Genomic DNA, 23,695 nt, shown 5'->3' on the forward strand with positions numbered 1-23,695 from the left:
GACAACGAGATGCCCGATAAACATCTTTCCTCGCAGTTCGACAGCGAACTCAACAGCGTCTCTGCCCGCGTCATGGAGATGGGCGGCCTCGTGGAGTCGCAGATCCGCCAGGCGGTCTACGCGCTTTCGCAGTTCAGCCTGGAAGCCGTGGACACCGTGGCCTCGATGGAGACCCGCATCAATGCGATGGAGGTCGAGATCGACCAGGAGCTGTCTTCCATCATTGCCCGACGCCAGCCCACGGCGCGCGACCTGCGCCTGCTGCTGGCCTTCTCCAAGGCCACGGCCAACCTGGAGCGCATGGGTGACGAGGCCAACAAGATGGCCCGTATGGTGCGTTCCATCATCGAGAGCGGTGCCCCGCGCTCGCTGCCGTCGAGTGACCTGCGCACGGCGGCTGAGCTGGCCTCGGGTCTGCTCCGCAAGACGCTGGATGCATTTGCGCGCCTGGATGTGAAGGCTGCCGTTGCCATCCTCAAGGAGGACGACCTCATCGACAAGGAGTTTGACGGCTTCGTGCGCAAGCTCATCACCTACATGATGGAAGACCCCCGCACCATCTCGCCCAGCCTGGACCTGCTGTTCCTGGCCAAGGCGATCGAGCGCATCGGAGACCATTCCAAGAACGTGGCCGAACTCATCATCTATCTGGTCAAGGGCAAGGATGTGCGCCACACTGCCCTCGACGAGATCGAGTCGGCCGTGCTGTAAAGAAAGGGCTTTGGCAAGTTATGAGAAAGCTCCCACGCGTCCTCATCGTCGAGGACGAACCCGCAATTGCCGAGCTGATCGCAGTCAATCTGCGCCACAACGGATTTCAGCCCTTCTGGGCAGAAGACGGCGACTCCGCCCAGCGCGAGCTCGATGCCGTGCTGCCGGATGTCATCCTCCTCGACTGGATGCTGCCCGGCCAGAGCGGCCTGTCGCTGGCCCGCAAATGGCGCGCCGACAGCCGCACCAAGCCCATCCCCATCCTCATGCTGACCGCCCGTGGCGACGAGCCGGACAAGGTGGCGGGTTTGGACGCCGGTGCCGACGACTACATCACGAAGCCGTTCTCCACGCAGGAGCTGCTGGCCCGCATCCGCGCCGTGCTGCGCCGCCGCGCTCCTGAGCAAGTGAGTGACAGCGTGACGATTGGCGAACTGGTGCTCGATGCTGCGACCTACCGCGTGTCCTACCAGGCGCAGCCCCTGAAGGTGGGGCCCACCGAATTCAAGCTGCTGCACTTTCTGATGAAACACGCAGAGCGTGTGCACAGCCGTTCGCAACTGCTGGACAAGGTATGGGGTGACCATGTGTTCATTGAAGAGCGCACGGTGGATGTGCATGTGAAGCGCCTGCGCGAGGCGCTGGGCGGCGCATCGGTGATGGTGGAAACCGTGCGCGGCGCGGGCTACCGGCTCACGGCACAGCCACAGGTGCAATTGCAGCAGGCCTGAAACGGCGTGGACGAACCCGGCGTGCCCGTGCCCCGGACGGGCCGGGGCCTTGCATACCGTCTGAGCTGGTTCTCCTTGTGATGTAAACGGGGCGCACGCGTTGCGCCCCTGGTGTTTTTGAAAAGGCTTTGCTGAGCGCATGCTATGGCGAATTACGTATTTCCTGCTCTGGCAGATTGCGGGCGGAGGGCTGGGCTGGTGGGAGGGTGGCCCCTGGGGCGCGGCCTTGGGCGCAGCGCTGGCGGGCTGGGCCTGGTTTGTGTGGGACCTGCTGCGCGGCGTGCGGGTGCTGCGCTGGCTGCGCACCGGCGATCTGGTGAACGTGCCCGTGATGCGTGGCATCTGGGGCGAGGCGGCGGACCGCGCCCGGCGCCTGCTGCGCAGGCAGGAGGCGCTGGTCCGGGACAGCCAGGACCGGTTGCAGGAGATCCTGGCCGCGCTGCAGGCTTCGCCCAATGGCGTGGTGCTGCTCGATGCGCAGGGCCGCATCGAGTGGTGCAACCAGATGGCGGCGAGCCAGTTTGGTTTTGATGCCCAGCGCGATGTAATGCAGTCCATCGGCAACCTGCTGCGCAACCCCGAGTTCACGGCCTACTTCGCGGCCAAGGATTTCTCCAGCGACGTGGTGCTGGAGGGGCGCCTGAGCACGCCCTCGCGCCCGGTGCGCATCTCGGTGCACCTGCACCCGTATGGTGACGGGCGCACCTTGCTGCTCTCGCGCGATGTCACGGCACTGGAGCAGGCCGACGCCATGCGGCGCGACTTTGTGGCCAATGTGTCGCACGAGATCCGCACCCCCCTCACCGTGCTCACGGGTTTTGTCGAAACCCTGCAGACCCTGCCCCTGAGTGCCGACGAGCGCGCCCGCTACCTAGGCATGATGGCGCAGCAGGCCCAGCGCATGCAAAGCGTTGTTCAGGATCTGCTCACCCTGTCGCGCCTGGAGGGCAGCCCGCTGCCTGGCATGGCCGAATGGACGCCCGTGCAGTCGCTGATGCAGCGCTGCGAGGAAGAGGGCCGGGCGCTGTCGGCTCTGCTCACGCAGAACCAGCAGCGCACGCATGAGATCCGCTTCCCGACAGCCGAGGCCTTGCGCAGCGAGGGCGAGATTGCCGGTGTGCCCGCCGAGCTGCAAAGCGCCTTGTCCAACCTGGTCAACAACGCCGTGCGCTACACGCCCGCTGGCGGCTCCATCGCCGTGGTGTGGGAGCGCAAGGAAGACGGCGATGCCGTGTTTTCGGTGCAGGACACCGGCCCCGGCATCGCGCCCGAGCACATTCCGCGCCTGACAGAGCGCTTTTACCGTGTGGACCGCAGCCGCTCGCGCGAGACGGGCGGCACTGGTCTGGGCTTGGCCATCGTGAAGCATGTGCTGCAGCGCCACGGCGCCACGCTCGACATATCCAGCACCCTGGGCAAGGGCTCGGTGTTTTCGGTCACCTTCCCTGCAAACCGGCTGCGTGGTTTTGCTCTGCCGGGGTGATGGCCTGCCAGAGCATGGCCATGAACAGGGCGGCCGTGACCGCCAGGGCGGCAGCGCTGGCCGCCCAGAACGGGATGGGCGAAGGGGCCTGCGCCCAGGGGCCGTGGCCAGCGTAGGCCAGCCAGTAGCCTCCGCCCAGGCCCGCACCCCAGAGCAGGGTGCAGTACACGGCCAGCGGGGCCAGGGTGATGCGGTAGCAGCGCAGCACAAAAACACACAGGGTTTGCAGCACATCGGCCACGTGGTAGGCGGCAACCCACACCAGCACGCCCCCGGTCATCGCCACCACGCTGGCGTTGGCCGAGTACACGCTTCCAATATGGTCTTTTGCTATCAATAATATAGCTGCAAAGGCAATACCAGCAGGCGCAGAAAGCCTGAAGCCTATGAAAACAACCTTGCGCGCCTGCGCCGGGTTGCCCGCACCCAGCCAGTAACTTACCCGCGCGCTGGTGGCGATGGCCAATGACAGCGGCACCATGTAGAGCACGGCGGCCAGGTTGGCGGCAATCTGGTGGGCTGCGGATGCCGTGGTGCCCTGGCGCGCTATGAACAGCGCCATCAGCGTGAACGAGGTCACCTCGACCATCACCGCCAGGCCTGCAGGAATGCCCAGCCGCGCGAAGCCCGCAATGGTGGGCCAGTGGGGCGGTTCCATGCGGCGCCACAGGTCCAGGGGTTCGTAGAGGTCTTGCGTGCGCAGCAGCCAGATGGCCAGGGCCAGCATGCTGCAGTTGACGACCAGGGTGGCCCAGGCGCAACCCACCACGCCCTGCGCGGGCAGGCCCGCACCACCAAACGTGAACCACACCGACAGCGGCAGCTTGATGAACAGCGAGCCCACCTGCAGCCAGGTCACCAGCTGGGGCTTGCCCAGAGCCTGGTTCAGCGTGCTGTAGATGCGGAACAGCAGGGCCGGGGGCAGCGCGAGCGCCAGCACGGCCAGGTAGTTCTCCACGTCGGGTTGCAGTGCGGCTGGCACATCGGTCCAGCGCAGGATGGGCCCCGGCGAGAGCAGGATGGCCATGCCCGCCACCGAGGCAGCGCCGCACAGATACAGGGCCTGGCGCAGCGAGCGGCCCACTCCCTCGGTCTCGCGCGCACCGCGCTGCTCGGCCCACACGGGCAGCAGCGCCTGCAGCACGCCAATCAGCGCCACATAGACGCTGATGAAAATGGCCGAGCCCACGGATAGCGCGGCGAGCGAGGCTTCGCTGTAGCGGCCAGCCACAATGGTGTCCGTCACGCCAAACGCCATGACAGCCAGTTGCCCGGCCAGCACCGTCAGGGCATGCCGGGTAATGGTGGAGCGTTCCGACATCAGCGCGCCGGGCCTTTGCGGCGCAGCAGCAGCAGGTGGTCGTTCTTGTCCGTCGGGCGGGGCAGGGTGGCTTTGAGCTCCCACAAGGCAGCGTTGACCATGCGTTCAGACGCGGGCCAGGATGCGATGTCTGCCAGCAGCCACTGGCATTCGTCCTGCAGGCCCGCCCGCTGCAGCGAGAGCCGGCCGTGGTACTGCAGCGCGGCCACCTGGGCGCGGCTCAGCCCCACCGTCTGGATGCACCCGGGCTCCGGCCCCATTGCTGCCAACACACTGCGCACCTGCGGGGTGTAGCTGCGCGCATAGTCCAGCAGCGGCAGCCACAGCGTCATCAGCAGCACCCAGCCCAGGGCGGCACCGCCAGCGGGCAGCACCAGGCTTTTCCAGATCGGAGCGCGGTTGCGGGACGCGCGCCACCAGACAAGTCCACACCAGCCCACGGTGGCGGCCAGGGCCACCACCAGGGCCAGGGTTGAAAACTGGGGCTCGAAGCCTGGAGCCAGCTTGGCCACATTGGCGGCGGGCTTGGCGGGCACGCCGGTCTGCATGGCGATCCAGATCACCCAGATCACCAGCGCAGACACGGTGAAGAACAGCAGTGTGAACCAGTCGATCAGGGCCCCCACGCTGCGGCGCAGGGTGGGCAGTGCAAACGCGGCCAGCGCCGCCATGGCGGGCAGGCCCAGCAACAGGGCACGGTCTGCAGGCTGGGTGCTGAGGGTGGCTGCAACGGAAACCACCGAGAACCATAGCGGCAGCAGCAGATGCCGGTGGCCCTGGCGGCTCACGATCTGCTTGCGCCAGCGCCACAGGGTCCACAGCGCCAGCGGCCAGGCGGGCCAGCCAAACCATATCAGTAGCCGCACCAGGCTCTGCCACTCCTTGGCGCCTGTACCGCCGCCCACAATGCGCCAGCGCCACAGGTCCAGCGCCCAGGCCGCCCAGGCTGCCAGCAGCGTGACGGCCAGCAAGCCCAGCGCCCAGGGCCACCGGCGGTCGGTGCTGCTGCCTGGGGCCAGCGCTACCAGCGCCATGCTGCCAATGCCCAGCATCGCGGCCAGGGCAGGGGCCCCGGCCAGCGTCAGCCCGAGCAGGCCTACCACCAGCGCAATGGCTGGTGCCACGGTGCGGTGGGGCATGGCGGCCACCGCAAAAAAGAGCAGTGCGGTGCAGCTGAGCTGCACCAGATAGCTGGTGGTTTCGTGCGACAGCTGGGCCAGCCCCAGGCAGGCGATCAAGGCCAGCAGTGCGCCATCGGCAATCGCACGGGCATAGTCGAGCGGAGGGGCCTCGCCGCCAAACGCAAACGCCACGGGCTGTGCGCCGGGGCTGCGGGCCAGGTAGTACACGCCGTACCAGGTCGCTATGAGTGTGAGAGCCAGCAGCCCGGCAAACGGAATGCGCACGGCCATCTCGGCCGACAGCCAGGAGGGCGCAATCTGCATCGCCCAGGCGCCCAGCCAGTAGGGCAAGAGGCCCTCGGTTTCGGGTGGCATGCCACCCAGCAGGGGGGCGAACCATGGCGTGTGGCCCTGGGCCAGCTCCAGCATGTAACCAAATGCCGTGACATCGGCATTCTTCCAGGGGCCACGCCCGACATAGCCCGGCACCACGTAGGCGATGCACAGCAGCAGCAACGCCCAGCGTGGAAGTGGGCTCACGGCATTCTGGGTAACGATGGCGGGGGTCGGTGGGGTCACGCGTCAGTGGGTAGCAATGCGAAGAGCCACCGAGAATAAGGGCAAAAACAAAGAAAAAGGCAGCCCGGTTGCCCGGGCTGCCTTTTTGGCGGGAACGCAGGAAGCGAATTACTTTGCTGCGGTCTTGCCGAAACGGTTGCGGAAGCGCTCCACGCGGCCACCCATGTTGTCCACGGACTTTTGCGTGCCGGTGTAGAAGGGGTGCGATTCAGAGGAGGTGTCCAGCTTGAACAGCGGGTATTCCTTGCCTTCGAAGGTTTCGGTTTCCTTCGTGTTCACGCACGAGCGGGTCACGAACTTGAAGCCGTTGGACAGGTCCACGAACAGAACTTCGCGGTAGTTGGGGTGAATGCCTTCTTTCATGATCTTCCTTTGAGTCAACTGCGGGAGCCGCACCGGCCAGTCCGATGTACTTTCCGCAAGAAAAAGCCCTCTATTATTGCATAGACGGCGATTTCTCCATTTTCAGGTTTCCAGCGTTTGTTCGAAACTGCCACGGCAGCCCATGCGAGAACCGCCGCGCTGGCGGTGTCCCCCTTCCCGAATTGCAGCGCAATTCGAGAGAAGGGGGAAGGCGCAAAGCGCCTCAGGGGGATGTCACCCGCCTCTGCGCATCATGTCGAAGAAGTCCACATTGGTCTTGGTGGCCTTCATGTTCTTGATCATCAGCTCCATGGACTCGATCTCGTCCATGTTGTACATGAACTGGCGCAGGATGCGCGTCTTCTGCAGGATCTCGGGCGCCAGCAACAGCTCTTCGCGGCGCGTGCCGCTCTTATTGAGTTCGATGGCGGGGAACACGCGCTTCTCGTACAGGCGGCGGTTCAGGTGGATTTCGCAGTTGCCCGTGCCCTTGAACTCTTCAAAGATCACTTCGTCCATGCGGCTGCCGGTATCGACCAGCGCAGTGGCGATGATGGTCAGCGAGCCGCCTTCCTCGACCTTGCGCGCGGCGCCAAAGAAGCGCTTGGGGCGCTGCAGTGCAGCAGCGTCCACGCCACCCGACAGCACCTTGCCGCTCGACGGCACGACGTTGTTGTAGGCGCGGGCCAGGCGGGTGATGGAGTCCAGCAGGATCACCACGTCCTTCTTCAGTTCGACCAGACGCTTGGCGCGCTCGATCACCATTTCGGCCACATGCACGTGACGGGCGGCGGGCTCGTCGAAGGTGGAGGCAATGATGTCGCCCTTGACCGTACGCTGCATTTCGGTCACTTCTTCAGGGCGCTCGTCCACCAGCAGCACCATCAGGTGCACGTCAGGGTTGTTGGCCGTGATGGCGTGGGCGATGTGCTGCATCATCACCGTCTTGCCGCTCTTGGGCGGCGCCACGATCAGTGCGCGCTGGCCGCGGCCGATGGGGGCAATGATGTCGATGATGCGACCGGTGATGTTCTCGTCGCCCTTGATCTCGCGTTCCAGGCGCATCTGTTCCTTGGGGAACAGGGGCGTCAGGTTTTCGAACATCACTTTGTGCTTGTTCTGCTCGGGCGGTCCGCCATTGACCGAGTCGAGCTTGGTCAGGGCAAAGTAGCGCTCACCGTCCTTGGGCGTGCGCACTTCGCCTTCGATCATGTCGCCGGTGTGCAGGTTGAAGCGGCGCACCTGGCTGGGGCTGATGTAGATGTCGTCCGTGCTGGCCGTGAAGCTGGTATCGGGGCTCCGCAAGAAGCCAAATCCGTCAGGCAGGATTTCCAGCACGCCATCCGCAAACACCTGCTCGCCCGCCTTGGCGCGTTTCTTGATGATGGCAAACATCAGCTCCTGTTTGCGCATCCGTCCTGTGTTTTCGATTTCGAGTTCTTCGGCTTGCTTCAGGACTTCAGACACGTGCAGTGCCTTGAGTTCGTTTAAGTGCATGGAGTGACTCCTTGGCGGAGCTGGTAAGAATCTTGGGGGAGGGGGCTGGTGCCGGAAGGGCTGCTGTTTGCAGGCCCGGCCCGCCGGGGATCTTGGTCCGGCTGCCAATGCGTGCAGGCCGGTGATCGAGGAGAATTATGACAGGAAAAAAAGCAGGTGCTTCAGGGGTGTGCTATGAGCAGCTGCATGCAGCGCCACTCTGGCACTGCATGCATGCCATATGCACCCAAAAAAATGCCCCGCAGGCAGCGCACCAGCGGGGCTTGGGGGATCAGGCCAGTTGCTGATCGATGAAGGCGGTCAGTTGTGCCTTGCTCATCGCACCGACCTTGGTGGCGGCCAGTTGGCCGTCCTTGAACAGCATCAGGGTGGGGATGCCGCGGATGCCGAACTTGGCGGGGATCTCGCGGTTTTCATCCACATTCATCTTGGCGATCTGCAGCTTGCCCTGGTAGGTGCCTGCGACTTCATCCAGGATGGGGGCAATCATCTTGCAGGGGCCGCACCATTCGGCCCAGTAGTCCACCAGCACGGCGGAGCCGGGTTGGAGCACGTCGGCTTCAAAGCTGGCGTCAGAGACATGTTTGATGAGTTCGCTGGCCATGGCGGAATTCCTTGATCTTGGGCGGGTTGGAACCGGTGTACGTTTAAAGTCAGGGCATTGTGACAGAAACCAATTCCCCATTCACCGGTATGGCCGGGGCTTGCGACGCTATGACTGTCATAGCGAAAAGCGATCAGTGCGCAGGCTGGAGCATGGGCCTGTGGCAGCGCGCATTGGCCCAGGTGGCCGCGCATGCCAGCGCCCAGGGCGCTCACCTGGCACGCACCGTGGTGCTGGTGCCCTACGCGCAGCTCATGCCCTGGGCCCAGCGCCACTGGGCGTTGCAGTTTCCGCAAGGCTTTGCGCCGCGCTTTGAAACCACCCGCAACTGGGCCCGCCAACTGCAGGTGTTTGAGCCTTCGGCCGACGACTTTGCGGGCGACGTGGCGCGCGACACCCTCACGGCCCGCGCGTTGCTCGACCGCGTGGGGCAGGGCGCCCAGCGCGAGATGCTGGCCACGCCCCTGCAAGAAGCCGCCGCCCAGTTGGCCCCCGCCGTGGCCGCTGTGCCCCCCGCGCAGCGCGCCGCCTGGGGCGACGAGGCCCGCAAACTGCTGACCACCGCCGACGAGGGCAGCAGCCTGCATTACGAGGCCCTGGTGGCGCGCCTGGCGCTGGAATGGGTGCTGGCCTCACGCCACGCCACCGATGTGCTGTTCGAGCCCGGTGTGCGCGCGGCGGTGGATGCGCTGGTGGTGCTCGAAGGTTTTCAATCCGACGCGCTGCCCCAGGCCCTGCTGGCCCATTGGGGCGAGCAGGGGGCTTGTGTTGCGCTGCCAGTATTGGTCGATGAAGCTCCCGCGCCGCCAAAACGCGCCCAGCATGCCGCCACCGATGCCGAAGACGAAGCCCACCGCGCCGCTGCCTGCGTGCTGGCCCACGTGCGAGATGGCCGGGTGCCTGTGGCGCTGGCCGCCACCGACCGCGCACTGATCCGCCGCGTGCTCGCCCACCTGGACAGCAGCGGCGTGCTGGTGCGCGATGAAAGTGGCTGGATTCTCTCGACCACACGCGCCGCTTCGCGGGTCATGGCCGCGCTGCAGGCTGCGGCGTGGAACGCTTCATCCAACGCGGTGCTGGACTGGATCAAGCACACCCCTGCGCTGATGTCGGGCGACGTGAATCGGCTGGAGCAATGGCTGCGCAAGGGCGGGGTGCAGCACTGGAGCGCCGCCGCCGCGCGGGATCTGAGCGCGCAGCCCCAGTTGGCCCGCACCGTGGCTACGGTGGAGGCCTGGCGCGAATCCTTGCGCGCCGCGCGCCCGCTGGCGCAGTGGCTGCCCGCCCTGCGCGCCGTACTGGAGCAAGCCGGCCAGTGGCAAGGCCTGCAGGCCGACCCGGCGGGCATGCGCGTGTCGGCCGCCCTGCGCCTGCAAGACGGCCAGCAGGCCGAGCTGGACGGCTGGGGCGACAGCGCGGGCCGCCGCATGACGCTGGCCGAATTCACCCGCTGGGCCAAAGACGTGCTCGAAGCAGGGCGCTACGTGGCCGCCCAGGCCGCCGATGCGCCCGTGGTCGTGCTGCCGCTGGCCCAGTTGCTTGCCCGCCCCTTTGCCGCCGCCGTGCTGCCGGGCTGCGATGAAAAGCGCCTGCAGGCCGCGCCTGAACCATCAGGCGATTGGTCGCAGGCCCAGCGCGAGGCTTGGGGCCTGCCTACTCGCCAGTCGCTGGAGGCCGCCCAGCGGGCCGCCTGGGCACACGCCCTGCGCACACCTGAGGTGGACGTGCTGTGGCGCACCGGCGATGAGGGCGGAGAGCCCCTGCTGGCCAGCGCCCTGGTGCTGGCCCTGCAATTGGACGGCACCGCCACACCCGGCCTGGACGACCGTGCGGTCCGTGCTGTGGCCGCGACCCCCACGCTGCGTCCCCAGCCCGTGGGCCAGGCGCTGCCCGTGGCGCACTTGTCCTCCACCGCGTATGCCGACCTGCGCCACTGCCCCTACCGCTTTTTTGCCCAGCGCCAGCTGGGCCTGCGCGAGGCCGACGAGCTGGACGCCGAGGTGGACAAGCGCGACTTTGGCAACTGGCTGCATGCGGTCCTGCAGCGCTTTCACGAAGACCTGCGCGATCAGCCCACCGACGATGCAGACGAGCGCCGCGCCCGCATGGACGCCGCCGCCGAAGCCGTGACCCGCGAGCAACGTCTGCAAGACGGTGACTTTCTGCCCTTTGCCGCAGGCTGGGCGCAACTGCGCGACGGCTACCTGCAATGGCTGGCAGGGCACGAGCAGCGGGGCGCCACCTTCCGCCAGGCCGAGGTCAAGGCCCGCCAGCCGCTGGGCGACTTGGAGCTGGTTGGCACCCTCGACCGAATCGATGGTGTCTCGTCCACTGGCGAGCCCACGGTACTGGTCATTGACTACAAAACCGAAAGCGACAGCGTGACCCGCCAGCGCATCAAGAGCGGAGCGGAGGACACGCAACTGGCCTTCTACGCCGCCCTGCTGAGCCACGACACCCTGCGCGCTGCCTACGTCAACGTGGGCGAGCGCGGCGAGACGCAAATGCACGAACAGGACGAGGTGGTGCACCTGCGCGATGTGCTGATTGAAGGCATCCAGCACGACATGGCCCGCATCGCCGCCGGTGCGCCGCTGCCCGCGCTGGGCGAGGGCTCGGTGTGCGAGTTCTGCGCCGTGCGCGGCCTGTGCCGCAAAGACTACTGGGCGGACGCTGAACAGGCGTTGCCTGCGCAAGAGACGCCATGACCGTCAGCGTTCCACAACCCACCCAGGCCGCCTACGAACAGAACGGCCGCCCCGTTTCGCGCGAGGCCTTCTATGCCATTGCCTGCGACCCCGCACGCAGCGTGGCGGTGGAGGCCTGCGCGGGTGCGGGCAAGACCTGGATGCTGGTCTCGCGCATGCTGCGAGCGCTGCTCGACGGCTGCGCGCCGCACGAGATCCTGGCCATCACCTTCACCAAAAAGGCGGCGGGCGAAATGCGCCAGCGCCTGCAAGAATGGTTGGAGCAGTTCAGCCACAAGCCGCTGGAAGAGCTTACGGCCGAGCTGATTGCACGCGGAATCAGTCCCCAGGGCGCACTGGACAAGCGCGAGGCGCTACAAAATCTATACCGCCAGCTGCTCGAAGCGGGCCGCCCGGTGCAAATCCGCACTTTCCACAGCTGGTTTGCCGCGCTGCTGGGCACAGCCCCGCTGGCGCTGCTGCAGCAACAGGGCCTGCCCGCGCACTTTGAGCTGCTCGAAGACGATGCCGAGGCCGTGCGCGAGGTCTGGCCCCCGTTCTTGCAGACCGTGGCCGAAAGCGCCAGCCTGCGTGCCGACTATGAAGCCGTGGTGGCCCGCCACGGCCGCTCGCAAACGCACAAGGCGCTGGCGGCGGCACTGGCCAAGCGGGTGGAGTTTGATCTGGCCGACGCGGCAGGCGTGGTGGATGCATCCGTGCCGCCCTTCCAGCAGGCATACCCCGAGCTGGCCGCGTTGGCCGACCCCGCCGAGGCCCTGCAGACCGAAGCCGCCCTGCAACGCTGGCGCAACTGTGCCAGCGCTCTGGGCGCAGAGGCCAACAAGACCCCGCAGAAGGCGGCGGACGCCATCATCGACGCGCTGGGCTGCACCGACCTGAACCAGCGCCTGGACATGCTGCGCAAAGCGATGTTTGTGGCCAAGGAAGACCGCCTCTCCAAGAACCTGGAGAAGTTCCCCGCCGCGCAGGAGGCCGAGCCCGAGTTGCGGCGCCTGCTCACCGCCCGCCGCCAGCACGAGGCCTGGCAGCACCAGCAGCGCATGGCCCGGCTGGCGCGCTGCCTGATTGCGCAGTTTGTGGCCGTCAAGCAGCAGCACGGCTGGGTGGACATGAACGATGTGGAGCGCACGGCCCTGGTCATGCTGGCCGACCCGGTGCTCAGTGGCTGGGTGCAGGAGCGGCTGGACGCGCGCATCCGCCACTTGCTGGTCGATGAGTTCCAGGACACCAACCCGCTGCAGTGGCAGGCGCTGCATGCGTGGCTGGCGGGCTATGCGGGCTCGGGCGGCGGGTCTGCCGCGCCCAGCGTGTTCATCGTGGGCGACCCCAAGCAGAGCATCTACCGCTTTCGCCGCGCCGAGCCGCAGGTGTTCATCGCTGCGCAGGCCTTTGTGCGCGACGGGCTGGGCGGCGACCTTTTGAGCTGCGACCACACGCGCCGCAACGCGCAGGGCGTGATTGCCGCCGTCAACGCCGTCATGGGCCAAGCCCAGGCGCAGCAGGAGACCAGCGGCTTTCGCGACCACACCACCGAATCCAAGCACCTCGGCCAGCTGCTGTGCCTGCCCGCCATCACCGATGCGGACGACGACAGCCAGGGTGCAGCCCGCGACCCCCTGGCCTGGCGCGACAGCCTGACCGAACCCCGCCACGAGGCCGAAGAAACCCAGCGCATGCGCGAATGCACCCAGGCCGCCGCCTGGGTGGCCGCGCAGATCGCCAGCGGCACCCCACCCAAAGAAGTGCTGGTGCTGGCCCGCAAACGCGACCGCCTGGCCAGCATGCAAGACGCCCTGCGCGCCCTGCATCTGCCCTGCGTGCAGCCTGAAAAGGCGGACCTGTTCGACGCGCCCGAGGTGCAGGACATGGTGGCACTGCTGGATGTGCTGGTCTCGCCCACACACGATCTGTCTTTGGCCCGTGTACTCAAGTCGCCCTTGTTTGGCCTGGGTGACGAGGCCCTGGTGGCCTTGGCCGCGCTGCGCCGTCAGAGCGAGCATGCGAGCAGCAGCTGGTTTGATTTGCTATCAAAAAATGAGCTACCAGGGCATGACCATCAGGCGGTAGGGGCTGTTTTGACCCAATACCAAGCCTGGGTGGGTAGCCTGCCGCCGCATGATGCGCTGCATGCCATCTACGAACATGGCGATGTGCTGGCCCGCTTCGCCGCTGCTGCCCCAGTCACCCAGCGCCAGGCAGTGCAGGCCAACCTGCGCGCGCTGCTGGCGGCATCGCTGCAGCACGATGGCGGCCGCTACCTCACGCCCTATGCGTTTGTGCGGGCCATGAAGAAGGGCGGCGTGCGCGCCCCCGGACGGGCCGATGCGCAGGCCATCCGGCTGCTGACGGTGCACGGCGCCAAGGGCCTGGAGGCCGACTGCGTGCTGCTGCTGGACACCGATACCCGCCCGCAAAAAGCCGAGACCATGGGCGTGCTGGTGGACTGGCCGGGCGAGCAGCCCGTGCCTGCGGCCTTTGTTTTTCTCGCCAGCGAATCGACTCCCCCGCCCAGCGCCGAAGCCGCGCTGGCTGCTGAGCAGCAGGCCCGCAGCCGCGAAGAACTGAACATGCTCTACGTGGCCATGACGCGTGCCAAGCATTGCCTGGCGCTGTCGTCCGTGTTGCCCAGCAATTCGGCGCCGGGCAGTTGGTGGAACCGGCTGGCACCACTGGTGACCGAGGTGGACGCGGGCACGGCCCCGGCGCCTTCCGCCGGAGCCGGGGCAACCCCCGACACTTTCACCATCGCCGCGCTGAAACCCTTGCCCGAGGCCCTGCAAAGCGCCCGCACCCAACCGGGTGCAGCCGCCGCCGACCCCAGTGGCGCCACGCCCGTGGCCATGCCCGGCGATGGCGACTCCACGCCCCTGTCCCGCCAGGGCGACGCCATGCACCAACTGCTGGAGCAGGCCGGTGTGGCCGGTGCCCCGCTGGCCGATCTGCGTGCCCACGGCTGGCCTGCTGCGCGCATCGCCCGGCTGGCCAGCGACCACGACATCCCCCCCGCCGCCGCCGAGCTGGCCGCGCGCATGGCCCAGGGCATCCTGGCCGGGGAGGGCGCCTGGGCCTGGGACCCGGCCCAGGTACAGACCGCCATCAACGAAGCCCCGCTGCACTACCAGGGCCAGAGCCTGCGAATCGACCGCCTGGTGTTGCGCCGCGCGGCGTATGCCGACGACGCAGCGGCAGGCTGGTGGGTGCTGGATTACAAAAGCGCCGCCCAGCCCCAGCGCCAGCAGGCGCTGGTGGCGCAGCTGCAACGCTACCGCGAAGCCGTTTCGGCGCTGATGCCGGGCGAGGCCGTGTACGCCGCCTTCCTCACGGGCGATGGGCGCTTGGTGCCCGTGGGCGAAGTGCCCGGTGCGGCAGGGGCATCGGCCGCCCAGGTGCCTGCGGTGGGGCATACTCTCGCCCCCGCTGCGCCGGTCGCCCCCGCAAAGCCCGAGCGCGCCCGGGCCGCGCCGGGGCCTGCGGATTCTCCGCAAGGCTCCTTGTTCTGACGGGTCCTTCCGCCCCCCGGCAGCGCAGCGCTCTCCCTCTTTTTAGCAAGGCCCTTCTGTGTCCCACACCCTTCCTCCTTCCGATGCTCCCACCTTGTCTGCGGAACCGTTGCAGTGCGATGTGGCCGTCGTCGGCGGCGGTCCAGCGGGCCTGATGGCCGCCGAGGTGCTGGCCCAGGCGGGTGTGGCCGTGCATGTGTTCGACGCCATGCCATCCGTGGGCCGCAAGTTTTTGCTGGCAGGCAAGGGCGGGCTTAACCTCACCCATTCCGAGCCGCACGAGCCCTTTGTGGGGCGTTATGCGGAGCGCGAGCAGCAGATCGAGCCGCTGGTCCGCGCCTTTGGCGGCCCCGAACTGCGTGCCTGGGCCCAGGGGCTGGGGGTGGAGACCTTTGTGGGCACATCGGGCCGTGTGTTCCCCGCCGACATGAAGGCCGCGCCGCTGCTGCGCGCCTGGCTGCAGCGCCTGCGCGGGCAGGGGGTTCTGTTCCACATGCGCCACCGCTGGCTGGGCTGGGCCGAAGAGGGTGCGCTGCGCTTTGCCGCACCGGCAGGCGAGGTGCGGGTGGCCACCAAGGCCGTAGTGCTCGCGCTGGGCGGCGGCAGCTGGGCACGCCTGGGGTCGGATGGTGCCTGGGTGCCGCTGCTGGCGCAGCGCGGGGTGGCGGTGGCGCCGCTGCGCCCGTCCAACTGCGGTTTCGATGTGCTGCGCGCCGATGCCCCGGCAGGCGAAACGCGCCGCGCCTTTTTGCAAGAGCTGCTGGGCCGCACGCCCGCGCCCACGGTGGGCTGGACGCCGCATTTTTCCGAGAAGTTTGTAGGTCAGCCCTTCAAGACCGTGGTGCTCAGCTTCACCGACAGCCAGGGCCGCAGCTTCAGCCGCCGGGGCGAATTTGTGGTCACGGCTACGGGGGTGGAGGGGAGCCTGGTCTATGCCGCGTCGCACCTGCTGCGCGACGAGGTGGAAGCCCATGGGCATGCCACCTTCCACCTCGACCTGATGCCTGACCACAGCCCCGAGCGCGTGCTGGTGGAGGTGCGCCATCCGCGCGGTTCGCGCTCGCTGTCGAGCCACCTCAAGAGCCGCCTGGGCCTGGACGGCATCAAGGCGGGCATCCTGTACGAACACCTGGGCAAGGACGGCATGAATGACCCCGTGGCCCTGGCTCACGCGATCAAGGCCTTGCCGATCACCGTGGTGGCTGCGCGCCCGTTGGACGAAGCCATCAGCACGGCGGGTGGCGTGGCGTTTGAGGCGCTGGACCCGCACCTCATGGCCACGGCCTTGCCGGGCGTGTTCTGCGCGGGCGAAATGCTGGACTGGGAGGCGCCCACGGGGGGTTACCTGCTCACCGCCAGCATGGCCAGCGGCCGCGTGGCGGGCGAGGGGGCGCTGCGCTGGCTGGGGCAGTCGTCAGGGGCCTGAGCGGTCGCTGAAGCGCACGGCGCGCGATGGAAATACTGGAGAAAGGGGAGTTTTTTGCGCGACCGCGCAAAAAGAAAGAAGAAGTTGACGAGCCTTACCCCCGGCACTGACTCCACAGTTAGGGCTGCTTGGTTCCCCACCTGACCCGGTTGGCCGCTTCACCATGCGAGGAGGCCCGTCAGCTCGCATTCTACCTCCTGAACGGCTGCGCCGTTTCCCCCTTCTCTCGAATTGCTGCGCAATTCGGGAAGGGGGACGACACCAGCGCTGCGGGGCGGCCCTTGCGCGGTGTCCCTGGTGGTGAGCGTGCCGGTATCGAAGGGCGGGGGCACTTGGTTGGGCCCTAGAATCACCCCCCATGTCCTACCTCGTGCTCGCCCGCAAGTACCGCCCCCGCAATTTCACCGAGATGGTGGGGCAGGAGCATGTGGTCCAGGCCCTGTCGAATGCGCTGACCCAGCAGCGCCTGCACCACGCCTACCTGTTCACGGGCACGCGCGGCGTGGGTAAGACCACGGTGTCGCGCATTCTGGCCAAGTCGCTCAATTGCCAGGGGCCTGACGGGCAGGGCGGGATCACCGCCACGCCCTGCGGCGTGTGCCAGGCCTGCACCGACATCGACAGCGGCCGGTTTGTGGACTACACCGAACTGGACGCGGCCTCCAACCGGGGCGTGGATGAGGTGCAGAGCCTGCTGGAGCAGGCGGTCTACAAACCGGTGCAGGGGCGCTTCAAGGTCTTCATGATCGACGAAGTGCACATGCTCACGAACACGGCGTTCAACGCCATGCTCAAGACGCTGGAAGAGCCGCCGGAATACCTCAAGTTTGTGCTCGCCACGACGGACCCGCAAAAGGTACCGGTCACGGTGCTGAGCCGCTGCCTGCAGTTCAACCTGCGCCCCATGGCACCCGAAACCGTGCTTTCGCACCTCACGCAGGTGCTGGCAACCGAGAACGTGCCCGCCGAGCCGCAGGCGCTGCGTCTGCTGTCGCGCGCTGCGCGCGGCTCCATGCGCGATGCGCTCTCGCTCACCGACCAGGCCATCGCCTTCGGCAGCGGCCAGCTGCAGGAAGCCGGTGTGCGCCAGATGCTGGGTGCGGTGGACCGCTCCTATGTGTTCCGCCTCATTGAAGCGTTGGCCCAGGGCGATGGGAAGACCGTGGTCGAAACCTCGGACGCACTGCGCATGAACGGCCTGTCCGCTGCGTCCACGCTCGAAGAGATGAGCGCAGTGCTCCAGCGCATGGCTGTGTTCCAGGCCGTGCCGCAGATGGCCGGTGCGGTGGATGCCGACGACCCCGAGGCTGCCGAAACAGCCCGCCTGGCGGCGCTGATGCCCGCCGACGAAACCCAGCTGCTCTACAGCCTGTGCCTGCACGGGCGCGGCGAGCTGGGCCTGGCGCCTGATGAGTACGCGGCGCTGACCATGGTGCTGCTGCGCCTGCTGGCTTTCAAACGTGCGGGCGGTGTGGGCGGCGCTGGCGAATCGGCTGAAAAAAAAACTCTGACGCGGCCTGAAACTGCGGCCACAGGGGCTTCTACGGCTGCGGCACCGCCCCCCCTGGCGGCGCCTGCAGCGCCGATTCCCCCGGCTGCGCCTCTGGTCGCCGCCGTCCCGGTGGCTCCGCCCACACCGGCGATGCCCGTGCCACCTGCCGTGGCCCCTGTTGCGGCATCTGCCGTGCCGACCCCCGCCCCCACAACAGCGGCCGTGTCGGCGCTTGATGACGGCGCTCCTGGCTTTGACGACGCCTCTTCCTCCGAGCCTCCGCCCTGGCCCGGGTCGGAGGACGATGCAGGTCCTGCAGCCGGTGCGCTGATTGCACCTACGGCGCCCGCCGCCGTCACGGCGCTGCCCGTGCGCCAGGCGCGAAATTTTGAAGAAAATCAGGCCCCTGCGCGCACTCAGCAAGCGCAGGGTGCTCCTGAATTCGTAGCAATTCCCGTGCGCGTGGCCCCCGAGCCCGGTGCGCGTTTGCAGCCAGCCCCCCATTCGGCCCCTGTGCCCGCGTCGGCCCGGTACACACCCACCGAGGAGGGCGACGTCTGGCATGCCACGGTGCAGCAGATGGTGGCGGCCGAGGCCATCAACGCCCTGGTGCGGGAGCTGGCCCTGCAGTCGCAGCTGGTGGCGCGCGATGGTGGCCACTGGCTGCTGCGCGTGGAGCGCGAGTCGCTCAACCAGCCCACCGCCCGCGAGCGCCTGCGCGCCGCGCTGGAGGCGGCAGGCCATGCCACCCAGATCAGCGTGGAGGTGGGCGTGGTCATTGACAGCCCCGCCCGCCGCAACGCCGCTGCCGCGGCCGAGCGCCAGCGCCGCGCTGAGGAAATCGTGCACAACGACCCCTTCGTGCAATCGCTGATGCGTGACTACGGCGCGAGAATCGTGCCGGGCAGCATCAAGCCAGCGTGAGATGAAACACCCCCTGAGTCGCCTTCGGTGCCTTCCCCCTCTCTCGCTACGCGGGAGGGGGGCGCACTCGGTGGCCTGGCAAAGCCAGCTCCACGAGTGCACTGGATGGGCGTGTGCCAGTTTCGACGGCCGCTGACATTGCGCAGCACAATACCGTTCACCTCGGATACCGAATCTCTGTCCCTTCGTGGGAATCGATCAACCAGAAAGAAAGCAAAGGAAACCACACCATGTTCAATAAAGGACAACTCGCCGGCCTGATGAAGCAAGCCCAGGCCATGCAGGACAACCTCAAGAAGGCGCAGGACGAACTGGCCTTCATCGAGGTGGAAGGCGAATCGGGCGCGGGCCTGGTGAAGGTGGTGATGACCTGCAAGCACGACGTCAAGCGCATCACCATCGACCCCAGCCTGCTGGCGGAAGACAAGGACATGCTGGAAGACCTGGTGGCGGCTGCGTTCAATGCGGCGGTGCGAAAGGCCGAGGAGACTTCGTCGGAGAAGATGGGCAAGCTCACGCAAGGCATGCCAGGCCTCCCCGGCGGCATGAAATTCCCTTTCTGAGGGTTGGCTACCGAGCGGGCCATCTGCGTTTTGCGTCGTTGGGCGGTGCTCGCCATCCTCACTTACTTCAAGTACGTTCCGGTGGCTGTGCTCCGTCCGCCTAGCAGCTGATCCCGCTCGCTACGCCCTTGAGGGCGGGGTGTGAAGGCAAGGACCACATGCCTGTTGTTTTTGCCTGCATCCGTTCGGGCTGAGCTTGTCTAAGCCTTGCCCAGCTCGTTCCTCACACCTTTCCTGCATCGCTCGCTCCCATGTCCACCACCAACTCCCTCGACGTTCTGATCCAGGCGCTGCGCCGGTTGCCGGGGGTGGGGGTGAAGTCTGCGCAGCGCATGGCGTTTCATCTGCTGCAGCATGACCGCGAGGGGGCGCTGGCCCTGTCGCGGGCGCTTTCGGAGGCGGTGGGTACGGTGCACCACTGTGCGCGTTGCCACACGTTCACTGAGGCCGAGGTGTGCAGCACCTGCCTGGACCCGGAGCGCGATGCCACACGGCTGTGTGTGGTCGAAACGCCTGCGGACCAGTCCGCCATGGAGCGGACCGGGGCCTTCAAGGGACTGTACTTCGTGCTCATGGGGCGGCTCAGCCCGCTGGACGGGGTGGGCCCCAAGGACATCGGGCTGCAGAAGCTCATGGAGCGGGCCACCGGTGGCGAGGTGCAGGAGGTGATCCTGGCCACCAATTTCAACGCCGAAGGCGAGGCCACGGCCCATGTGATCAGCGAGGCCCTCAAGAGCCGGGGCGTGCATGTCACGCGGCTTGCACGCGGGGTGCCCGTGGGCAGCGAGCTGGAGTACGTGGACCTGGGCACCATTGCGCATGCACTGGTGGACCGCCGTTGACAGCGCCGCATCGGGGTGCCCACTAGAATACTCACAATTTAATAGCTGCTCGCGCTTGTCCAACAGGCGGTAGCGGCCAAAAAGAGTCGCAAAAATGAATACCACCATGCATGTTGCCCGGTTCACCGCTGCCTATTGGTGCGTGCTGATTGCCGCACTGCTGCCCATGGGCTGCGCCTGGCTGGCCAAGAGCGGCAGCCTGGGCAAGTCGCGCAAAGACGGCGGGTTTGACAACCATGACCCGCGCGCCTGGATGGCCCGGCAGACCGACTGGCGGGCGCGGGCCAACGCGGCGCAGGCCAACAGTTTTGAAGCCCTGCCGTTTTTTATCGGCGCAGTGATCATTGCCCATCTGCTGGGCGCCGGGCAGACGCTGCTCGACATGCTGGCGCTGCTGTTTGTGTTGCTGCGCATCTTCTACGTGATGATGTACGTTGCAGACATGCCCACGGCCCGCAGTGCCGTGTGGGCGGCAGGATTCCTGGTCAACGTGGCGATTCTTTTCATCGGTTACCGCTGACCCTGGCGTGGGCCCAGGCAGGCCGACGCACCCAAGGGGTGCATCGCCGCAAGAGCCCTTCCACATCATTTTTTTGCTTACGTAGAAACCCGCAGGGAATCTCCCTGATGCGGCCTGCCCCCCTTCGGGGCACGATTGTTGCAATGCAGCATTGTTTTTTTTGCCTGACTCCATGCCCCAGTCTCTGATCACCCGCCGTGCCTTTGGCGCCGTGTCCGCCGTCACGGTGGCTGCGGTGTGTGCGCCTGCGCTGGTGCGGGCGCAGACCGATGGGGCCATGCTGGGGCGCGTCACCGTGGCGGTGGGGGGGCAGGGGGTGCTTTACCACCTGCCGCTGGCGCTGGCAGATGCACTGGGCTACTTCCGGGTGGAAGGGCTGGAGGTGGTGGTGCGCGATTTTGCGGCGGGTGCGCTCGCGCAGCAGGCCGTGCAGGAGGGGGCGGCCGATGTCTGCTCGGGGGCTTTCGAGCATGTGCTGCGCGCCCACGTGCGGGGCCAGTCCTACCGTGCGCTGGTGCTGCAAGGGCGTGCGCCCCAATTGGCCCTGGGGGTGTCGCTGCGCTCGCTGCCTGCCTACAAGGACCTGGGCGATCTGGCGGGGCGGCGCATCGGTGTGTCGTCGGTTGGCTCATCCACCCACCTGGCGGCGAGCCTGATGCTGGTGCGTGCGGGCCTGTCGCCCCGGGACGTGGCGTTTGTGGGCGTGGGTTCGGGCACCAACGCGATGAATGCGCTGCGCTCGGGCCAGGTGCATGCGCTGTGCCATGCCGACCCGATCATGACGCTGCTGGAGCAGAAGGCCGACACGCGCATCGTGGGCGACCTGCGTTCGCTCAAAGCCGCGCAGGAGCTGGTAGGCAGTGGCACCCTGCCTGCGGGCAGCCTGTATGCGCCCCAGTCGTTTTTGCAAAAGCAGCCTGCCCAGGCCCAGGCGCTGGTCAACGGCATCGTGCATGCGCTCAAGTGGCTGCAGACGGCGGGGCCGGCCGACCTCGTCAAGGCGGTGCCTGCTGCATATTTGATGGGCGATCGGGGGCTGTACCTGGCGGCCTTTGGCCGCGTGCGCGAAACCTTTTCGCCCAACGGCCTGATGCCGGACGACGGTCCGGCCACGGCGTTGCGCATACTGGCGCGCGTGCAGCCCGAGCTGGCCGAAGCCAAGGTAGAGCTGGCACGCACCTACACCAACGACCTGGTGCGCAAGGCGCGCCAGAAGTACAGCGTCTGACCCCAGCGCCCTGCGTTTCGGGCCGCCATGGTGCGGTCTGCGGAATGGGGCTTTTGTACCGGGGGAGTCGCCCGAAACAGGGGCTGGTTTGGACTACAGTGCAGGGGCGTTTGCCAAGGTGCAATCACCGGCGCGCCCCAAGGCAGTTGCGGCCAGTTCACCTGGCCCTTTGGCCCTTCACACCCTCATTGATTTTTCCAAGGACTGACCCATGTCGCTGAGCCTCAGCATCGGCCCGCTTGTTTCCCTGATCGCAGGCATCCTCATTCTGGTGATGCCGCGCCTGCTCAGCACCATCGTGGCGCTGTACCTCATCATCATGGGCATCCTGGGGCTGCTGGGGATGCACACGCTCCGGTTCTAAGTTTCGCCCGGCGGGGTGGCCCATGCCGCCAGAGGCCGCCCTTCGCCATCAACGGCGTTTGACCTTGGAAGGGGTACCGCCCTTGCGGGCGGGGGCGCTTGCGGCGCGTTTGCTGGGGGCTCCGCGGGTATTGGCCTGCGCTTGCCGCACAGGCAGGTACACCACCACCTGCTGTCCCACCTTGAACGCGGCGTTGGCGCGCACGTCGTTCCAGTCGGCCACATTGGCGGCGGCGAGTTTGTAGCGCCGTGCAATGCTGGCCACGGTTTCGCCCTTGCCTGCGCGCACCGTGGTGCGGCGGGTGACGATCTCGGGTGTCAGCGCCACCTGCCCGTTGTCGGCAAGGTGCGAAGACACATCCTGCCTTGTGGTGTTGGCGCGCGGCACCATCAGGGCCGAGCCCGCCTTGATCAGCATGCGTGGCGGGATGTTGTTCATGCTGCGCAGGTCGGCCTCGCTCATGCCCACGCGCTGCGCGGCCTCCGCCACGCTCATGGTGGTGGGCACGGACCACACGGTCCAGCTCGCGTACTGGCCCTCGCGGCGGGCTTCGAGGTTGCGCTGGAAGACCTTGGCGTTGTCCCAGGGCAGCAGGATCTGGGGTGTGCCCGCCGCCAGGATCACGGGGCGCTTGTAGGAAGGGTTCAGCGCGCGGAAGTCTTCCTCGCGGATGCCTGCAAGCTGGGCCACCAGGGCCACGTCGATGTCGTGCGTGATGTCCACCGTCTGGAAGTACGGGTGGTTCTCGATGAGCGGCAGCTCGGTGCGGAAGGCATCGGGGTTGGCCACGATGTTCTTCACGGCCTGCAGCTTGGGCACATACATGCGGGTCTCGGCGGGCATGTTCAGGTCGGTGTAGCTGGTGCCCAGGCCTTGCTTCTGGTTGCGCGCGATGGCCCGGCCCACGCTGCCTTCGCCCCAGTTGTAGGCGGCCAGGGCCAGGTGCCAGTCGCCGAACATGTTGTAGAGCTTTTGCAGGTAGTCGAGCGCTGCGCGCGTGGACGCGAGCACATCGCGGCGGTCATCGCGGAAAGCGTTCTGCTTGAGGTCGAAGTAGTTGCCCGTGGCGGGCATGAACTGCCACATGCCCGCCGCCTTGGCGCTGGACACGGCCTGGGGGTTGAACGCGCTCTCGATATAGGGCAGCAGGGCCAGCTCGGTGGGCATGCCACGCCGCTCCAGCTCTTCAACAATGTGGAACAGGTATTTGCTGGAGCGCTCGGTCATGCGCTGCATGTAGTCGGGGCGGGTGGCATACCACTGCTCGCGGTCCTGCACCAGCTCGTGCTGCAGGTCGGGCATGGCAAAGCCGCGTCGGATGCGGTCCCACAGGTCGGCCGGGGCCGACAGCGAGGCCACCTCGCCGCTGCTGGCTTGGGCGGCCGTGATGGGCTTGAGCGGCCCGTTGGGGATCAAAGGGGTGTGGGGGGAGGAGCGTGCAGTGCTGGGGATGGCTTTGGTGTCCGTGCCCGCCTGGTCGGGTGAGGTGCCCCCGGTGGTGGCGCAGCCCGTGAGCCAGAGCAGGCCCGCCAGGCAAGCGATGTGCAGAATTTTCATCGGAATTCGTTCTTCCATTGGCGCAGGGCGGCCAGCACCGCCACGGCGTCGTTTTCAGGCACCTGCGCATCGTGGTCCCGGGCGGCCTGAGCCACTGCAGGTTGCCTGACGCGCAGGAAAGGGTTGATGTCCCGCTCCAGGTCCATGCGGGACGGCAGCGT

At 67.0% G+C, this 23,695-nt stretch carries 19 protein-coding genes and 1 other RNA gene; 12 read left to right on the plus strand and 8 right to left on the minus strand.

Going from position 1 to position 23,695, the window contains the following annotated elements; genetic code table 11:
* Positions 1-9 precede the first annotated feature (9 nt).
* The 3 genes from phoU to phoR all read left to right on the plus strand — a co-directional run bounded on the left by phoU (position 10) and on the right by phoR (position 2,925).
* A complete protein-coding gene (gene phoU / locus ACTPOI_RS25685) occupies positions 10-711 on the plus strand; it encodes a phosphate signaling complex protein PhoU (RefSeq protein ID WP_094287905.1) in 702 nt (233 codons plus the stop codon).
* A gap of 20 nt (positions 712-731) precedes the next feature.
* On the plus strand, positions 732-1,442 hold the full coding sequence (phoB, locus tag ACTPOI_RS25690; RefSeq protein WP_063459542.1) for a phosphate regulon transcriptional regulator PhoB: 711 nt from the start codon (positions 732-734) through the stop codon (positions 1,440-1,442).
* Between the two features lie 139 nt (positions 1,443-1,581).
* Positions 1,582-2,925, plus strand: a complete 1,344-nt coding sequence (gene phoR, locus ACTPOI_RS25695; RefSeq protein WP_252658272.1) for a phosphate regulon sensor histidine kinase PhoR — start codon at positions 1,582-1,584, stop codon at positions 2,923-2,925.
* Here phoR and ACTPOI_RS25700 read toward each other — a convergent pair.
* The 5 genes from ACTPOI_RS25700 to trxA all read right to left on the minus strand — a co-directional run bounded on the left by ACTPOI_RS25700 (position 2,879) and on the right by trxA (position 8,410).
* Entirely contained in the window at positions 2,879-4,246 is a 1,368-nt protein-coding gene (locus tag ACTPOI_RS25700; protein ID WP_094287909.1) for an MATE family efflux transporter, read from the minus strand. The two genes, phoR and ACTPOI_RS25700, sit on opposite strands and share 47 nt — an antisense overlap.
* The gene (locus tag ACTPOI_RS25705; protein WP_440114419.1) at positions 4,246-5,946 is read right to left on the minus strand and encodes a hypothetical protein; all 1,701 of its coding nucleotides are present in this window, start codon (positions 5,944-5,946) and stop codon (positions 4,246-4,248) included. Before ACTPOI_RS25705 ends, ACTPOI_RS25700 begins: the two co-directional genes overlap by 1 nt.
* A 108-nt stretch (positions 5,947-6,054) precedes the next feature.
* The gene (locus ACTPOI_RS25710) at positions 6,055-6,309 is read right to left on the minus strand and encodes a type B 50S ribosomal protein L31 (protein ID WP_044396829.1); all 255 of its coding nucleotides are present in this window, start codon (positions 6,307-6,309) and stop codon (positions 6,055-6,057) included.
* A gap of 234 nt (positions 6,310-6,543) precedes the next feature.
* Positions 6,544-7,806: a transcription termination factor Rho gene (gene rho, locus ACTPOI_RS25715; protein ID WP_094287913.1), complete on the minus strand. Its 1,263-nt coding sequence runs from the start codon at positions 7,804-7,806 to the stop codon at positions 6,544-6,546.
* Positions 7,807-8,077: 271 nt separating this feature from the next.
* Positions 8,078-8,410, minus strand: coding sequence for a thioredoxin TrxA (gene trxA / locus ACTPOI_RS25720; RefSeq protein WP_008906761.1), 333 nt, complete (start codon positions 8,408-8,410; stop codon positions 8,078-8,080).
* 110 nt (positions 8,411-8,520) lie between these two features.
* Here trxA and ACTPOI_RS25725 point away from each other — a divergent pair, with 110 nt between their 5' ends.
* The 3 genes from ACTPOI_RS25725 to ACTPOI_RS25735 all read left to right on the plus strand — a co-directional run bounded on the left by ACTPOI_RS25725 (position 8,521) and on the right by ACTPOI_RS25735 (position 16,044).
* Positions 8,521-11,118 carry a PD-(D/E)XK nuclease family protein gene (locus ACTPOI_RS25725; RefSeq protein WP_440114426.1) on the plus strand — a complete coding sequence of 866 codons (2,598 nt, stop codon included), beginning with the start codon at positions 8,521-8,523 and terminating at the stop codon, positions 11,116-11,118.
* Complete coding sequence (locus ACTPOI_RS25730) at positions 11,115-14,618, plus strand: UvrD-helicase domain-containing protein (RefSeq protein WP_440114429.1); 3,504 nt, start codon at positions 11,115-11,117, stop codon at positions 14,616-14,618. The genes ACTPOI_RS25725 and ACTPOI_RS25730 overlap by 4 nt, the downstream gene beginning before the upstream one ends.
* 94 nt (positions 14,619-14,712) lie before the next feature.
* Entirely contained in the window at positions 14,713-16,044 is a 1,332-nt protein-coding gene (locus ACTPOI_RS25735; RefSeq protein WP_440114432.1) for a TIGR03862 family flavoprotein, read from the plus strand.
* A gap of 83 nt (positions 16,045-16,127) precedes the next feature.
* Here the strand turns inward: ACTPOI_RS25735 and ffs are convergent.
* Positions 16,128-16,224: signal recognition particle sRNA small type (gene ffs, locus ACTPOI_RS25740), an RNA gene on the minus strand.
* Between the two features lie 178 nt (positions 16,225-16,402).
* Between ffs and dnaX the strand changes: the two genes are divergently transcribed.
* The 6 genes from dnaX (at position 16,403) to ACTPOI_RS25770 (ending at position 21,977) form a co-directional block, all read left to right on the plus strand.
* Positions 16,403-18,460 (plus strand): DNA polymerase III subunit gamma/tau, encoded by a 2,058-nt coding sequence (dnaX, locus tag ACTPOI_RS25745; protein WP_440114435.1) that lies wholly within the window; start codon positions 16,403-16,405, stop codon positions 18,458-18,460.
* Positions 18,461-18,690: 230 nt separating this feature from the next.
* Complete coding sequence (locus ACTPOI_RS25750; RefSeq protein ID WP_055398201.1) at positions 18,691-19,023, plus strand: YbaB/EbfC family nucleoid-associated protein; 333 nt, start codon at positions 18,691-18,693, stop codon at positions 19,021-19,023.
* A 251-nt stretch (positions 19,024-19,274) separates the two neighbouring features.
* Positions 19,275-19,865 carry a recombination mediator RecR gene (recR, locus tag ACTPOI_RS25755; protein WP_094287923.1) on the plus strand — a complete coding sequence of 197 codons (591 nt, stop codon included), beginning with the start codon at positions 19,275-19,277 and terminating at the stop codon, positions 19,863-19,865.
* Between the two features lie 94 nt (positions 19,866-19,959).
* Positions 19,960-20,385 (plus strand): MAPEG family protein, encoded by a 426-nt coding sequence (locus ACTPOI_RS25760; protein ID WP_094287925.1) that lies wholly within the window; start codon positions 19,960-19,962, stop codon positions 20,383-20,385.
* A 172-nt stretch (positions 20,386-20,557) separates the two neighbouring features.
* Complete coding sequence (locus tag ACTPOI_RS25765) at positions 20,558-21,613, plus strand: ABC transporter substrate-binding protein (RefSeq protein WP_252658267.1); 1,056 nt, start codon at positions 20,558-20,560, stop codon at positions 21,611-21,613.
* A 211-nt stretch (positions 21,614-21,824) separates the two neighbouring features.
* On the plus strand, positions 21,825-21,977 hold the full coding sequence (locus ACTPOI_RS25770; protein ID WP_015013605.1) for a DUF3096 domain-containing protein: 153 nt from the start codon (positions 21,825-21,827) through the stop codon (positions 21,975-21,977).
* A gap of 48 nt (positions 21,978-22,025) precedes the next feature.
* Here ACTPOI_RS25770 and ACTPOI_RS25775 read toward each other — a convergent pair whose 3' ends face one another.
* Positions 22,026-23,534, minus strand: coding sequence for a transglycosylase SLT domain-containing protein (locus ACTPOI_RS25775; protein ID WP_440114441.1), 1,509 nt, complete (start codon positions 23,532-23,534; stop codon positions 22,026-22,028).
* The coding region (locus ACTPOI_RS25780) for a hydroxyacylglutathione hydrolase C-terminal domain-containing protein (protein WP_440114452.1) at positions 23,531-23,695 on the minus strand (165 nt) is incomplete at its 5' end. The genes ACTPOI_RS25775 and ACTPOI_RS25780, both read right to left, overlap by 4 nt.

Source organism: Acidovorax sp. BL-A-41-H1, assembly GCF_051942715.1.